This window comes from Bradyrhizobium sp. HKCCYLRH3099 (genome assembly GCF_051167855.1).
Classification (GTDB): Bacteria; Pseudomonadota; Alphaproteobacteria; order Rhizobiales; family Xanthobacteraceae; genus Bradyrhizobium.
Genome location: NZ_JBNPTW010000001.1, coordinates 613,239 through 627,507, shown reverse-complemented (window position 1 = coordinate 627,507; position 14,269 = coordinate 613,239). Strand labels below are relative to the sequence as shown.

Annotated in this window: 14 protein-coding genes; 12 read left to right on the top strand and 2 right to left on the bottom strand. The window is 66.0% G+C overall.

The window, feature by feature from the left end:
* Nucleotide 1: 1 nt before the first annotated feature.
* The 12 genes from ACQR1Y_RS03000 (at nucleotide 2) to ACQR1Y_RS02945 (ending at nucleotide 12,846) form a co-directional block, all read left to right on the top strand.
* Nucleotides 2–703 (top strand): XdhC family protein, encoded by a 702-nt coding sequence (locus tag ACQR1Y_RS03000; protein WP_434875471.1) that lies wholly within the window; start codon nucleotides 2–4, stop codon nucleotides 701–703.
* Entirely contained in the window at nucleotides 700–2,307 is a 1,608-nt protein-coding gene (locus ACQR1Y_RS02995; protein WP_434875472.1) for an NTP transferase domain-containing protein, read from the top strand. Before ACQR1Y_RS03000 ends, ACQR1Y_RS02995 begins: the two co-directional genes overlap by 4 nt.
* A 294-nt stretch (nucleotides 2,308–2,601) precedes the next feature.
* The gene (locus ACQR1Y_RS02990) at nucleotides 2,602–3,003 is read left to right on the top strand and encodes a DUF4189 domain-containing protein (RefSeq protein WP_434875473.1); all 402 of its coding nucleotides are present in this window, start codon (nucleotides 2,602–2,604) and stop codon (nucleotides 3,001–3,003) included.
* A 103-nt stretch (nucleotides 3,004–3,106) separates the two neighbouring features.
* Nucleotides 3,107–3,520, top strand: coding sequence for a DUF2000 family protein (locus ACQR1Y_RS02985; protein WP_434858522.1), 414 nt, complete (start codon nucleotides 3,107–3,109; stop codon nucleotides 3,518–3,520).
* A 121-nt stretch (nucleotides 3,521–3,641) separates the two neighbouring features.
* Complete coding sequence (gene adhP / locus ACQR1Y_RS02980) at nucleotides 3,642–4,667, top strand: alcohol dehydrogenase AdhP (protein WP_434875474.1); 1,026 nt, start codon at nucleotides 3,642–3,644, stop codon at nucleotides 4,665–4,667.
* Between the two features lie 100 nt (nucleotides 4,668–4,767).
* Nucleotides 4,768–6,048, top strand: a complete 1,281-nt coding sequence (locus tag ACQR1Y_RS02975; RefSeq protein WP_434875475.1) for an alpha-glucosidase/alpha-galactosidase — start codon at nucleotides 4,768–4,770, stop codon at nucleotides 6,046–6,048.
* Nucleotides 6,049–6,171: 123 nt separating this feature from the next.
* Nucleotides 6,172–6,858 carry a TetR/AcrR family transcriptional regulator gene (locus ACQR1Y_RS02970; protein WP_434875476.1) on the top strand — a complete coding sequence of 229 codons (687 nt, stop codon included), beginning with the start codon at nucleotides 6,172–6,174 and terminating at the stop codon, nucleotides 6,856–6,858.
* Complete coding sequence (locus ACQR1Y_RS02965; protein ID WP_434875477.1) at nucleotides 6,855–7,631, top strand: HlyD family secretion protein; 777 nt, start codon at nucleotides 6,855–6,857, stop codon at nucleotides 7,629–7,631. Before ACQR1Y_RS02970 ends, ACQR1Y_RS02965 begins: the two co-directional genes overlap by 4 nt.
* Entirely contained in the window at nucleotides 7,628–8,566 is a 939-nt protein-coding gene (locus tag ACQR1Y_RS02960) for an ABC transporter ATP-binding protein (RefSeq protein ID WP_434875478.1), read from the top strand. The genes ACQR1Y_RS02965 and ACQR1Y_RS02960 overlap by 4 nt, the downstream gene beginning before the upstream one ends.
* Complete coding sequence (locus ACQR1Y_RS02955) at nucleotides 8,563–9,720, top strand: ABC transporter permease (RefSeq protein ID WP_434858528.1); 1,158 nt, start codon at nucleotides 8,563–8,565, stop codon at nucleotides 9,718–9,720. The genes ACQR1Y_RS02960 and ACQR1Y_RS02955 overlap by 4 nt, the downstream gene beginning before the upstream one ends.
* Before the next feature lie 39 nt (nucleotides 9,721–9,759).
* A complete protein-coding gene (locus tag ACQR1Y_RS02950) occupies nucleotides 9,760–11,070 on the top strand; it encodes an adenylate/guanylate cyclase domain-containing protein (protein WP_434875617.1) in 1,311 nt (436 codons plus the stop codon).
* A 90-nt stretch (nucleotides 11,071–11,160) separates the two neighbouring features.
* Nucleotides 11,161–12,846, top strand: coding sequence for a tannase/feruloyl esterase family alpha/beta hydrolase (locus tag ACQR1Y_RS02945; protein WP_434875479.1), 1,686 nt, complete (start codon nucleotides 11,161–11,163; stop codon nucleotides 12,844–12,846).
* Here the strand turns inward: ACQR1Y_RS02945 and ACQR1Y_RS02940 are convergent.
* Nucleotides 12,827–13,309, bottom strand: coding sequence for a DUF488 domain-containing protein (locus ACQR1Y_RS02940; protein ID WP_434875480.1), 483 nt, complete (start codon nucleotides 13,307–13,309; stop codon nucleotides 12,827–12,829). The genes ACQR1Y_RS02945 and ACQR1Y_RS02940 overlap by 20 nt on opposite strands.
* 10 nt (nucleotides 13,310–13,319) lie before the next feature.
* On the bottom strand, nucleotides 13,320–14,159 hold the full coding sequence (locus tag ACQR1Y_RS02935; RefSeq protein WP_434875481.1) for a DUF72 domain-containing protein: 840 nt from the start codon (nucleotides 14,157–14,159) through the stop codon (nucleotides 13,320–13,322).
* Nucleotides 14,160–14,269 lie beyond the last annotated feature (110 nt).

Below are 14,269 nucleotides of genomic sequence, written 5' to 3'. Positions count from 1 at the left end.
GATGCAGCTGTCGACACTGGCCGAGCTCAACGCCGAGCGCGCCGCGCGCCGCCCGGCCATTCTCGTCACCGACGTTGCCTCCGGCGAGCAGCGCCTGGTCAAGGCGGCGGCGATCGCCCGCGATCCGCTGAGCGATGAGCTCGCCAAGCATCTGCGCATGGGCAAGAGCGGCATGGTCGAGGCGGGCGGCAAGCGGCTGTTCCTGAACGTCTACGCGCCGACGGCCAAACTCGTGATCGTCGGTGCCGTCCATATCAGCCAGGCGCTGGCGCCGATCGCAAAATCGCTCGGCTATGACGTCACCGTCGTCGATCCGCGCACGGCCTTTGCCAGCCCGGAGCGCTTCCCGGACGTGCCGCTGATCGCCGAATGGCCCGACGTGGCGCTGCCGCCGCTCAACGTCGATCACTATACCGCGTTCGTGGCGCTGACGCATGATCCGAAGATCGACGATCCGGCGCTGCTGCACGCCTTCTCGCGCGACTGCTTCTATATCGGCGCGCTCGGCTCGCGGAAGACGCACGCCAAGCGTCACGACCGGCTGCGCGCGCAGGGCGCGAGCGATGCCGATATCGCCCGCATCCATGCGCCGATCGGGCTCGCCATCGGCGCCGTGTCGCCGTCGGAGATCGCGGTCTCGATCATGGCCGAGATCACCGCGACGCTCCGCCTGCCGGCCAAGGAGAAAGAGCAGGCGGCATGAAGTTCGGTCCTGCCAGTCCGCATGAGGCGATCGGCGGGGTGACGGTGCACACCCTGCGCAAGGGATCCTTGGTGCTCAAGAAGGGCACCCTGATCGGCTCCGCCGAGGTCGATGCGCTGGTCAGGGAAGGGGTCAAGGAGATCGTCGTCGTCCGGCTCGAACCTGGCGACGTGTCCGAAGACGAGGCGGCCGCCGATGTCGCCAACGTCGTGGCGGGTGAGGGCATTCATGTCGATCGCGCCTTCACCGGCCGCGCCAATCTGTTCGCGGCTCAGCCGGGCGTGTTGGTGATTGACCGTGCCGCAGTGGACCGGATCAACGAGATCGATGAGGCCATCACCTTCGCGACCTTGCCTGCCTTCAAGCCGGTGGTCGAAGGCGAAATGGTCGGCACCGTCAAGCTCATTCCATTTGGTGTGGAGGGCCGCCTGCGCGACGCCGCGGTCGTGGCGGCGGGCAAGGGTGCACTCAGCGTCGCGCCCTATATCATCAAGCGCGTCGGCGTGGTCTCGACGATTCTTCCAGGACTTGCGCCGAAGGTCATCGACAAGACGCTGCGGGTGACCGCCGAGCGCCTGGCACCGGCCGGCGCCTCCATCATCGCCGAGCGCCGCGTGCCGCATGAGCAGGCGGCGCTGGCTGCCGCGATCAAGGAGCTGCTCGGCCTCGGCGCCGAGCTCGTCATCGTATTCGGCGCCTCGGCGATTGCCGATCGCCGCGACGTGATCCCGGCCGCGATCACCGGCATCGGCGGCGCCATCACCCATTTCGGCATGCCGGTCGATCCCGGCAATCTGCTCCTGATCGGCAGCGCCGGCGGCGTGCCGGTGCTCGGCGCGCCCGGCTGCGCCCGCTCGCCGGCCGAGAACGGCTTCGACTGGGTGCTGATGCGGCTGCTCGCCGGCATCAAGGTGACCCGCGCCGAGCTGACGGCCATGGGCGTCGGAGGTCTGCTGATGGAAATCGTGACCCGGCCGCAGCCGCGCGCCAAGCCGGAGGAGACCGAGGGCGAGCGCAAGGTCGCCGCCATCGTCCTCGCCGCCGGACGCTCGACCCGGATGGGCGGGCCGAACAAGCTGCTCGCCGAGCTCGACGGCAAGAAGCTGGTGCGGACGGTGACCGAGCAGGCGCTGGCGTCCAAGGCCAGCGAGATCATCGTCGTCACCGGCCATCAGGCCGAGCTGGTCGAGCAGGCGCTCGCCGACCTCGAGGTCCGCTTCGTCCGCAATCCCGATTTCGCCGGCGGCCTGGCCAGCTCGGTGAAGGCAGGCATTGCTGCAGTGCCGGAGGGCATCGACGGCGCCGTGGTCTGTCTTGGCGACATGCCGATGGTGTCGTCCGATCTGCTCGACCGGCTGATCGGCGCCTTCGCGCCCGATCGCGGCAATTTGATCGTCGTGCCCGTCTCCGAAGGCCGCCGCGGCAATCCCGTGTTGTGGTCGCGCCGCTTCTTCGCCGAGCTGATGACGCTCGACGGCGACGTCGGCGCGCGGCATCTGATCGCCAAGCATACGGAAGCCGTCGCCGAGGTGCCCGTCGACGGCGACAGCGCCTTTCTCGACATCGACACGCCGCAGGCGCTGGAAGCCGCGCGGCGAGGGTGATCTTTGTCGCCTGCTGGACTCCCACTTGGTCATTCCGGGGCGCGCGGAGCGCGAGCCCGGAATCCATACCCACAGGAAGCCGTGTGAGGCGCGCTGGTCGTTGGCATCTCGCCTCACGACATCGTCCTGTGGCTATGGATTCTGGGCTCATTCGCGCTGCTTCAAAATGGCTTCGCCATTTTGCGCGCGAGGGCCCCGGAATGACGCCGACAACCCCAGTCTCAACCTCTCGTTCACCAACTTTCAACGCCCCCCGGCTAGATTTGCCGACATTGGGCCTCGGGGGAGGAGAGAGTGATCATTTCGACCGCCGCGCGACGTCTCGCGCTGTTTGCATTTGGACTGACCGTGATCGTCGGCGCCGCGCGCATTGCGACCACCGTGATCAGCCCGGCGCATGCCGCCGGTGCCTTCGCCATCGGCCAGTGCGCGGCCTATGGCCAGGCGTTCGACTACCCGGCCGAGCACCTCGCCAAGGCCGCAGCGCTCAAGCAGTGCAAGGGCGACTGCACCGCCGTGACGATGAAGAAGGCCTGCGCGGCTTTCTCCGTCGACCTGACGAATCCTTGCGGCCCCCACGGCTATGCGGTGCGGCCGAAGATCTCCGCCTCGCTCAACGAGGCCACGCGCGAATGCTATAAGTATGGCGGCAAGGAATGCGTGATCCGCGCCTGGGTGTGCGACGCCAAGGGCTGATGGTTCGGCAATCTGAGTTCCACGCGCGCACTTTCGATTCACGACTTCACGCCCGGAATGGCCTTGCTATTCTGGGCGTTCGCAATTTGGAATTGGAAGTGACATGCAATTCGATACCAAGATCGCGCTCATCATCCGGAACGATCTCGAAGCGTGGCAGAAGCTCAACGTGGCGGCGTTCCTTGCCAGCGGCATTGCTGCGGCGTTTCCGGAATGCATCGGCGCACCCTACGAGGATGGCTCCGCGACGAGCTATCACGCGCTGATTGGCCAACCGATCCTGATCTACGGTGCACCCGACAACGCGGCCTTGGCGCGCGCCCTGGATCGGGCGTTGTCGCGCAACGTCAAGCCGGCGGTCTACACGGAAGACATGTTCAAGACGACGCATGACGAGGCCAACCGTGCCGCCGTGAAGGCGGTGGCGCGTCCCGATCTCAATCTGGTCGGACTGGCGTTTCGTGCCGAGCGCAAGGTGATCGACAAGGTCGTCGACGGGCTGAAGTTTCACGCGTGAGCTTCGTGCTGTCATGAAACTGTTATATGCTGCGCATCAAAGCGGCAGCGTCCTTTGATACCGATCAAGACCGCGAGACTGCGGGGTCGTTAGTTTGCGCCTCAACATGAGGAGCAGACCGATGCAGACCATGAAAGCCGCCGTCGTCAAAGCCTTTGGCAAGCCGCTCGTCATTGAGGACGTACCCGTGCCGGTGCCCGGTCCGGGCGAGTTGCTTGTGAAGTTGAAGGCCTGCGGCGTGTGCCACACCGACCTCCACGCCGCCTCCGGCGACTGGCCGGTGAAGCCGACGCCGCCGTTCATTCCGGGCCACGAGGCCGCAGGCGTGGTCGCCGCGCTCGGCGCTGGCGTGACCGATTTCAAGGTCGGCGACGCGGTTGGTGTGGCCTGGCTGCACGATGCCTGCCTGCGCTGCGAATATTGCGAGACCGGCTGGGAAACCCTGTGCGAGCACCAGCACAACACCGGCTACAGCGTGAACGGCGGCTTCGCCGAATATGTCATCGCCTCCGCCGCCTTCGCCGCGCGCCTGCCGGCCGATGTGGACTTTGCCAGGGTGGCGCCGATCCTCTGCGCTGGCGTCACCACCTACAAGGGCCTGAAGGAAACCGACACGCGTCCCGGCGAATGGGTCGTCATCTCCGGCGTCGGCGGCCTCGGCCACGTCGCGCTTCAATACGCGAAGGCCATGGGCTTGAAGGCGATCGGCCTGGACATTGCCGAGGACAAGCTGAAGCTGGCGCTGGAGGCCGGCGCCGAGCATGCCGTCAACGCGCTCGACAAGGACGCCGTGGAGCGTGTCATCGCGATCACCGGAGGAGGGGCGCACGGCGTGCTGGTGACGGCCGTGTCGACACCCGCCTTCGCGCAGGCGCTGAAGATGGTTCGTCGCAAAGGCACCGTCAGCCTGGTCGGCCTGCCGCCCGGCGAATTCCCGACCCCGATCTTCGACGTCGTGCTCAAGCGTATCACCGTGCGCGGCTCGATCGTCGGCACCCGCCGCGACCTCGACGAAGCCATCGCCTTCGCCGCCGAAGGCAAGGTGAAGGCCGAGGTGACGACGGCGCTGCTGTCGGAGATCAACACCATCTTCGACCGCATGAAGGCCGGCAAGATCGACGGCCGCGTGGTGCTCGACTTCACCTGATCAGCGCGTTCGCCCCGCGCAGACGGTCGCCATCCTTCGAGCTGGCGGCCGTCTTGATCTGGATCACGCCTGCGGCGCGCCGGACTGGCACAGTCTGCAGATGACCGCCGTCACCAAGATCGTCTTCCTCGGTGCGAGCAGCGCATCGTTCGGGCTCAGTGTGTTCAGGGACCTGTTCTCGACGCACGATCTCGCCGGGTCGACGCTGGTGCTGGTCGGTCGCGACACGACGCGACTGGCGCGGGCGGAGCGCTTGGCGAGGCTGCTGAACGATCTCTCCGGCGCAGGCCTCGAGATCGAAGCGACGACCGACTGGCGCGCCGCGCTCGACGGCGCCGGCTTCGTGATCCATTCCACCGCGATCGATCGCAACCGGCTGTGGAAGCTCGACTTCGAGGTGCCGCGCAAATACGGCATCCGTCATACGCTCGGCGAAAATGGCGGACCGGGCGCGCTGTTCTTCACGCTGCGCACCTTGCCCGTGGTGTTCGATTTCGTGCGTGAGATGGAGCAGCGCTGTCCGCAGGCGCTGTTCATCAACTTCTCCAATCCGGAGAGCCGCATCATCCTCGCGCTCGGCCTGCACAGCAAACTTGCGCATATCGGCCTTTGCCACGGCATCTTCATCGCGCGCAGCCAGGTGGCAGCGATCCTGGGCTTGCCCGAGGGACGCGTCGAAGTGGCAGGTGCCGGGCTCAATCACTTCCAATGCCTGCTGCAGATCCGCGACCGCGAGACCGGTATCGATCTCTATCCGCTGCTGCGCGAACGGGAGCGCGGCCACGATCCCGAGGTCGCGCCGCTGACCCGAACGCTGCTGCGCGACTTCGGCTGTTGGCTCGGCTGTGGCGACGGCCATGTCGGCGAGTATCTCGCCTATGGCTGGGAGGCGGGCGAGCGCGGCTATGATTTTGCCTGGGACGAGGCGGAGAGATCCAAGCTGATCGGCCAGATCGATGATGTCCTGTCGGGGCGCGCCGACGTGCCGGATTGGTGGCGGATGCCGTCGGGCGAACGCGCGGTGACAGTGATCGCGTCGGTGCTGCACGACCGCAGGCAGGTGATCGAGTCCGGCGTCGTGCTCAATCGCGGTGTGGTCTCCAATCTTGCGGCGGACGCAGCCGTAGAAGTGCCCGTCGTTGCCGATCGCGGCGGCATTCATCCGGTCTCGCTCGGGCCGCTGCCGGATCCCGTCGCCAAGTTGATGTCGGTCCAGGTCCAGGTACAGCAACTGGCGGTGCAGGCCGCCATGATGGCCTCGAAGGAGCTCGCGCTGCAGGCGCTGCTGATCGATCCCGTCGTCAACTCGGGCTCGGCGGCCCGCAAGATCCTCGACGAGCTCTGGGAGATCAACCGTCCCTATATCAGGCCATGCGCCTGATCCCGCGCCGCTGATCCCCGCTTCGCGCCAATCGGTCCGCGGCACGCTGCCTCGCAGGAGGCGGGAACCGACCACTCCTCAGAATGCCTTTACAATGACTGACTAGTCAGTCATATTTTGTGCATGCCGAAGTCATCGAGACGAACCGGAGAGGGAAGGGCCGCTGTGGCCGCCTCCGCAAAACAGGAAGCGACCGACGCTGCGGTGTCCCGGCGCGCCGATCGCGCGGCCGAGCGCCGGGCGTCGATCGTGCAGGCCGCCATGGACGAATTCATCGCCCGCGGCTTTGCGGCGACGCGCCTTGACGACATCGCCAAACGGGCAGGGGTCGCCAAGGGTACGATCTACCTGCACTTCAAGGACAAGGAATCGATGTTCGAGGAATTGATCCGGACCGCGATCGTGCCCTTCGTCGGCCGTTTGGCCGCGCCGCCGCCGGTGGGCGGGTCGGTGCGGGACATGGTCGAAGCCTTGGCCCGCATGTTCCTCCAGGAGATCGCCGGCACGCGGCGGGCCGATCTCGTCCGCCTGATCATTGCCGAGGGGCCGCGCTTTCCTGCAATCGCCGATTTCTATTACCGCGAGGTCGTCTCGCGCGGTCTCGACGCGATGCGCGCGCTGATCCAGCTGGCGATCACGCGCGGCGAGATCCGTGAGCCCAAGCTCGTGCAGCATCCGCAATTGATGATCGCGCCGATGATGGTCGCGGTGATCTGGAAGAGCCTGTTCGAACGCCATGCGCCGCTCGATGCGGAAGCGATGCTGCAGACGCATCTCGATCTGATCTTCGGGCCGAGGAGGCCAGCATGAGCCTGCTGCATTGCCTCGCCGTGCTGGTCACGGCCTTCAGCTTCGATGGTTGCAAGGAGACGCGCGATCCCGGCTACCAGGGCTGGGTCGAAGCCGACATGATCTTCGTCAGCCCGGACGAAGCGGGGCGTGTGACCAAACTCAACATTCGCGAAGGCGACGAAGTCAAGGTCGGCGATCCGCTCTATTCTGTCGACGACGATCTGCAGCAGGCCGATCTCAACCAGACGAAGGCGACGCTCGCCAACGCGCAGCAGACCTATGACCGTGCCGCCGCGCTGAGCAAGACCGGGGCGGGGACGCAGGCCACGCTCGATTCCGCCGTCTCGGCGCTGCGCATCGCCGAGGCGCATGTCGTGACCTCGCAGACTCGGCTGGCGCGGCGCAAGGGCGTGGCGCCGGTCGCCGGCACCATCCAGCAGATCTATTTCCGCGAGGGCGAGATGGTCGCCGCACAGCGGCCGGTGCTGTCGATCATGCCGCCTGGGAACATGAAGGTGCGCTTCTACGTGCCGGAGACGGACCTGCCGAAATTCGCCGTCGGCGACGAGGTCAAGGTCACCTGCGACAATTGCGCGGGAGATCTCACTGCCCGGGTGTATTTCCTGGCGACGACGGCGGAGTACACGCCGCCGGTCATCTACAGCCTCGAGGAGCGTAGCAAGCTCGTCTACCTCATCCAGGCGCGCCCCTCTCGGCCGGATGCATTGCGCGTCGGCCAGCCCGTCAGCATCTATCCGAACCCGAAGACGCCGGTGGCGGACAAGCGATGAGCGCGGGCGGACCAGCCGGGATCGCGATCGACGTCAAGCGGCTGAGCAAATCCTTCGACGGCCGCGAGGTCGTGCATGACCTGTCCATGCAGGTGAAGCGCGGCTCGATCTATGGCTTTCTCGGGCCGAACGGCTCGGGCAAGACCACGACCATCCGCATGCTCTGCGGCCTCTTGACCCCCGACAGCGGCGAGGGCTCCTGCCTCGGCTTCGACATCCGCCGCGACGCCGACAAGATCAAGCGTCGTGTCGGCTACATGACCCAGCGCTTCAGCCTGTATCAGGACCTCTCCGTGCGCGAGAACCTCGAGTTCGTCGCGCGGCTCTACGGCATGCCCGATCCACGCCGTGCCGCGCGCGACATGGTGCAGCGCCTCGGTCTGTCCGGCCGCGAGCGGCAGCTCGCCGGCGAACTGTCGGGCGGCTGGAAGCAGCGGCTGGCGCTCGGCGCCTGCACCTTGCCGAACCCGCAACTGCTGCTGCTCGACGAGCCCACGGCGGGCGTCGACCCGAAGGCGCGGCGCGACTTCTGGAACGAGATTCACGCGCTCGCCGGCGAGGGGCTGACCGTGCTGGTCTCGACCCACTACATGGACGAGGCCGAGCGCTGCCACGAGATCGCCTATATCGCCTATGGTCATCTGTTGGCGCACGGCACCGTCTCCGAGGTGATCGCGCAGTCGGCGCTGACGACATACACCGTCAGCGGCGATGATCTGCGTACGCTTGCGGCCGATCTCGCCGGCAAGCCCGGCGTCGACATGGTGGCGCCGTTCGGCACCAGCCTGCACGTCTCTGGCCGCGACGCCAAGGCCCTGGACGAGACGATCGCGCCGTGGCGCGACAAGCCCGGCCTGCAGTGGCAGCACGCCGCGCCGTCGCTCGAGGACGTCTTCATCGACCTGATGAACCGGTCGCGGGACAATTTCCAATGAGCGAGACCGCGCATCAGCAGAGCATTCCTTCGCCGCGCTTCGGCTTCTGGCGGCGCACCTATGCGATGCTGGTCAAGGAGTTCATCCAGCTGCGCCGCGACCGGGTCTCGTTCGCGATGATCGTGATGCTGCCGGTGATGCAGCTGATGCTGTTCGGCTACGCCATCAACACCACGCCGCACCATCTGCCGGCGGCGGTGCTGCTGCAGGAGGACAGCGATCTCGGCCGCTCGATCCTCAAGGCGATGGAGAACACGGCTTATTTCCGCTTCACCCGCGAGGTCACGAGCGTCGCCGAATTCGACGATCTCCTGCTCTCGGGCAAGGTCCTGTTCGGCGTCGAGATCCCGCGCGGCTTCGAGCGCGCCGTCCGCCGCGGCGACCGTCCGGCGCTGCTGGTTGCCGCCGATGCCACCGATCCAGTCGCAGCGTCCTCGGCGCTGTCCTCGCTCGGCACCATCGTGCAGACCGCGCTGTCGCACGATCTCTACACCGGTGATCCGGTCACGACGCCGTTCGAGATCAGGGCCCATGCCCGCTACAACCCGGCCGCTTCGTCGCGGCTCAACATCGTGCCGGGCCTGGTCGGCACCATCCTGACCATGACGATGCTGATCTTCACCGCGCTGTCGGTGACGCGCGAAATCGAGCGCGGCACGATGGAGAGCCTGCTGTCGATGCCGATCACGCCGGTCGAGGTGATGCTGGGCAAGATCATCCCTTACGTGATGGTCGGCTTCCTCCAGGCGACGATCATCATCGGCATCGGCGTGCTGCTGTTCGGGGTCCCCGTGATGGGCAGCCTGCTGCTGCTGGCGCTGCTCTCGACCCTGTTCATCGCCACCAACCTCTCGATCGGCTACACCTTCTCCACATTGGCGCAGAACCAGCTGCAGGCGATGCAGCTCTCGATGATGTTCTTCCTGCCGAGCATCCTGCTGTCGGGCTTCATGTTTCCGTTTCTTGGCATGCCGCAATGGGCGCAGATCGTCGGCGAATGCCTGCCGCTGACGCACTACCTGCGGATCGTCCGCGCCATCATGCTCAAGGGCTCGACGCTGGCCAACCTCCAGCACGACACGATCGTCCTGTTCGGCCTGATGCTGTTCGCCATGACCGTTGCGGTGATGCGCTTCCGCCGCACCCTCGATTAGGGCAGAATGGCGGCCGGGCAGAGGACCGGCTGGGGCATGATGCGAATCTCGGGGATAGGCAAGGCAAGCGGTACGGCGGCCGCGCCGGCGGAGTTCAACCATGCGCTGATGCGCCAGACGTTGAACACCGAACTGTTGCGGGTGAAGGCCCTGATCGCGACGGCGACGCTGTTTTTCGTTATCACCACGGTAGTCGACATCTTCGTGCCGCGCATTTCGGAATGGATCTGGCCGAACCGAACGCGGATCCTCGATGTCCACGTGGTCATCGTATCCTTCATCGCCTTCGAGCTTCTCATCCTGTTCCGGATCAAAGCCCATATGCGCCGCGACCGCGACGTGCCGGTCGTCTGGCGCTACATCAGCGCCCTGGTCGAGACCTCGATGCCGACGCTCGTACTCATCATGCAGATCGAGGGGATTGGAGCGGACCGGGCGCTCGGCTTCGGCGCGCCGCTGGTCTATTTCATCTTCATCATTCTCTCGACCTTGCGTCTCGATTTCTGGCTGTCGAGCTTCACCGGCCTGGTGGCTGCGGCGGAATTGCTGACGGTGGCGCTGACAGGCCGTGCCTCCATCGATGTCAGCCAGCATCCCGAGATCTACTATCACGGCGAACGCAGCTTCATCATTTTCCTGAGCGGCCTGCTGGCCGGGGCCGTTGGCGTCCAACTGAGACGCCAGTTCGCAGCGAGCATCGAGGCGGCCTCGGCGCGCGATCGCGTCACCGACCTGTTCGGCCAGCATGTCTCGCCGCAGGTTGTCGAGCGTCTGATGAAAGAGGGCACCGCGGAGGCGCGCGACATCCGTCAGGTCGCGGTGATGTTCGTCGATTTCCGCGGCTTCACGGCTGCGGCGCGATCGAAGTCGCCGCAGGAGGTTGTCGACCGGCTCGACGGCGCCTTTGCCGTGCTGGTCGAGATCCTCGAGCGTCATGGCGGCATCGTGAACAAATTTCTCGGCGACGGTTTCCTCGCGCTGTTCGGCGCGCCGTTCGAGACCCGCGACGCCGCGGCGCAGGCGGTCGCGGCGGCGCGCGAGATGGTGGCAGCGATGCAGGACGTCAACGCGGCGTCGTCCTGGCCGCTGCGGATCGGCATCGGCATCCATCTCGGCGAGGTCGTCGCCGGCAGCATCGGCTCGCCGCGCCGCAAGGAATACACCGTGATCGGCGACACCGTGAACTTCGCCTCCCGGTTGGAAGCGCTGAACAAGGAGTTCGGCTCGCAATTGCTGATCTCGACCGAGGTCCGGCAAGCCGCGGGTGATGGCGCCGAAAATGCAGTCTTTCACGGCGAGGTCGTCGTGCGTGGCTACGATCGGCCGTTCGAGGTCTGGCAGCTGCACTAGCAGTTGATGCCGCCGTCCCGGTCGGCGATTTACAACGGCGCATCCCCAAGGTTTACTCCGCCCCAACGAACAGGAATCAGGGGGAAATGCATGATCCGATCGAGGACCTCGTTGATCGCGGGCGTCGGCCTTGTCTGCGCTGCGGCCATGGGCTCGGCCCGCGCGGACGACGCCGGCTGCAGCAAGGTGACGGCGGAGGCGCTGAAGGTCCCCGGGCTCACCTTGACCGGATCGAAACTTCAGGAAGCCGGCGACGGACTGCCGCGGCACTGCATTCTCTCCGGCAAAGTCAACGAGCGGACCGGCGTCGATGGCCGGGCCTATGCCATCCAGTTCGAGATCAGGCTGCCGGAGACCTGGAACGGCCGCTTCCTGCACCAGGTGAACGGCGGCAATGACGGCGTCGTGGTGCCTGCGCTCGGCGACAAGGCCGACGGCCTTGTCAGTGGCGGCACCACGCCGCTGGCGCGCGGCTTCGCCGTGCTGTCGTCGGACAGCGGCCATTCCGGCAGCGATCCCGCCAACAAGCCGCGAGGGCTCGCGGCGGGCTCGGCCTTCGGGCTCGACCCGCAGGCGCGCCGCGATTACGGCTATTCCGCCGACATCACGCTGGCGCCGATCGCCAAGGCGATCATTGCCGCGCATTACGGCAAGAAGCCGGATTACTCCTACATCGCCGGCTGCTCCAATGGCGGCCGTCACACGATGGTCGCGGCCGAGCGCATGCCCGAGCAGTATGACGGCTTCCTGGTCGGCAATCCCGGCTTCAACCTGCCGCGCGCGGCCGTGCAGCATGCCTGGGATGTGCAGGCACTGACCAAGGCCGATGCCGACATCCGCAAGTCGATCACCCGCGAGGACGCCAAGCTGATCTCGTCCAAGATCATCGAGCTCTGCGACGGTCTCGATGGCGCCAAGGACGGGCTGACGGCCAACCTGAAGGCGTGCCAGAAGACGTTCAGCTTCGACAGCCTGCGCTGCGCTGCCGGGGCGACCGACGCCTGCCTGCCGGCCGCGAAGGTCGATGCGCTGAAGACGATCTTCGCCGGCCCGCGCAATTCGAAGGGCGAGGCGCTGTATTCGGATTGGCCGGCCGATGGCGGCGTCGGCACCGGCAACTGGCGCGCCTGGAAGGTCGAAAGCCCGGTGGCGCCGTGGAACAACCTTCCGATCATCGCCACCATGGGCGGTGCCTCGCTGAACTACATCTTCTCGACGCCGCCGGTGGAGGTCGAAGGCTCGCCGGACAAGCTGGTCGAGAAGCTGCAAGCTTACGACTTCGACAAGGACGCGCCGAAGATCTACGCCAAGGAGGGGCCGTTCACGGAGTCCGCGATGGACTTCATGACGCCGCCCGCGGTCGACAATCCGACCTTGCCGGCGTTCCAGAACGGCGCGCGCAAGATGCTGATCTATCACGGCCAGGCCGATCCGGTGTTTTCGGTCAACGACACCATCCGCTGGTACGAGAAGCTCGATGCCAATGTGCAGGGCAAGGCCGATACGTTCGCTCGCCTGTTCGCATTGCCCGGCGAGACGCATTGTGGCGGCGGCGTCACGCTCGAAAAGTTCGATGCGCTGGGCGCGCTGATGGACTGGGTCGAGAAGGGCAAGGCGCCGGAGGCGATCACGGCGTCGGTCAATGCCGCCAACAAGGAGCTGCCGCCGAATTGGAGTGCGCAGCGGTCGCGTCCGCTGTGCCCGTGGCCGAAGTTTGCCAAATATGTCAGCGGCGACATCGAGCAGGCGTCCTCCTTCACCTGCGCCGCGGAATAGCGGTCTCCACTTGCGGCGCGACGAGGTTCTCGACCCGGACCTTGTCGCGCTCCTCGATGATCTCGGCGATCCATTGCCGGTGGCAATGCGCATGGTCGCGCTCGTAGCAGAGCAGGCAGACGGGGCCGGCCGTCTTCACCAGCGACGCCAGCTCGTCCATCTGCTCCCTGGCCTGCGGCGTCTTCAGATGCGCGCTGTAGATATTGTGCAGCGTATCGTAATGGCCGCTGCGCGCCGCCTCGCGGCCTTCCTTCGGTGTGCCGAGCCCGCGCAGATGGACATAAGCGATGCCGCGCTCGTCGAGCCCGGCGGCGAGCTGGCTCTTGGCGAAGCCCGGCCGCCGTGACGCCGCCACGGCGCGGACGTCGACCAGCAGCTTCACGCCGGCCGACTGCAGCTCGTCGAGCACGGCCTTGGCCGGCGTGTGCTCGTAGCCGATGGTGAACAACGTTGTCTTGGCCATCGCCGCCTCGTCAGGCTACGCGTTCGATCAATTCCATCGCGCCGGCTGGCGCGCGTACTTTGCCCTCGTGGATGACGTAGGCGAACACGTCGCGCGGCTTTTTCTTCGCCGGCTTGTCGTCAACTCGCGGCAGGTCGTCCGGTTCATCGCCGCTGGCCCATAGCTGCAGCCGCTTGGCCCAGGCATCCAGCTGCTTCGGCGGATAGCAGGTCTTGAGCTCGTCATTGCCCTTCTGCAGGCGCGCATAGACGAAGTCGCCGGTGACGTCGGCGATCGCCGGATATTTGCCGTGCTCGGCGAACACCACGGGCGTTTCGAATTCGCGCAGCAGCGCGACGAATTCGGGCACGCAGAAACTGTCATGCCGGACCTCGACCACGTGGCGCAGCTTGCGGCCGTCGATCTCGCGCGGCAGCACTTCGAGAAACTTGCCGAAGTCCACCGCATCGAATTTCTTGGTCGGCGCGAACTGCCACAGCACCGGACCGAGCCGGTCGCCGAGCTCGAGCACGCCGGTGTCGTAGAAGCGTTTCACCGAGTCGCCGGCCTCCGCCAGCACCTTGCGGTTGGTCGCGAAGCGCGGACCCTTCAGCGAGAAGATGAAGCCGTCGGGCACCTCGCGGGCCCATTTGCGAAAGCTCTCCGGCTTCTGCGATCCGTAATAGGTGCCGTTGATCTCGATCGAGGTCAGCTTGGACGCTGCATATTCGAGCTCCTTCGCTTGAGGCAGCTTGTCCGGATAGAACACGCCGCGCCAGGGCGCGAAGGTCCAGCCGCCGATGCCGATATAGATCTGGCTCTTGGATGTCGAGCTCTTGGAGTGCGAGGCGCGTGCAGGAGCTTTGCTCACTGGATGTTCCGTTGCTGGCGGGAGGGTGGTTTGGCCTGTGGCAGAGTAGTCAACTGCGGCGCGTCTGACCAGTTTCGGCGGTGTTGCGTTGCCGCTCTTCCAGCCGTGCT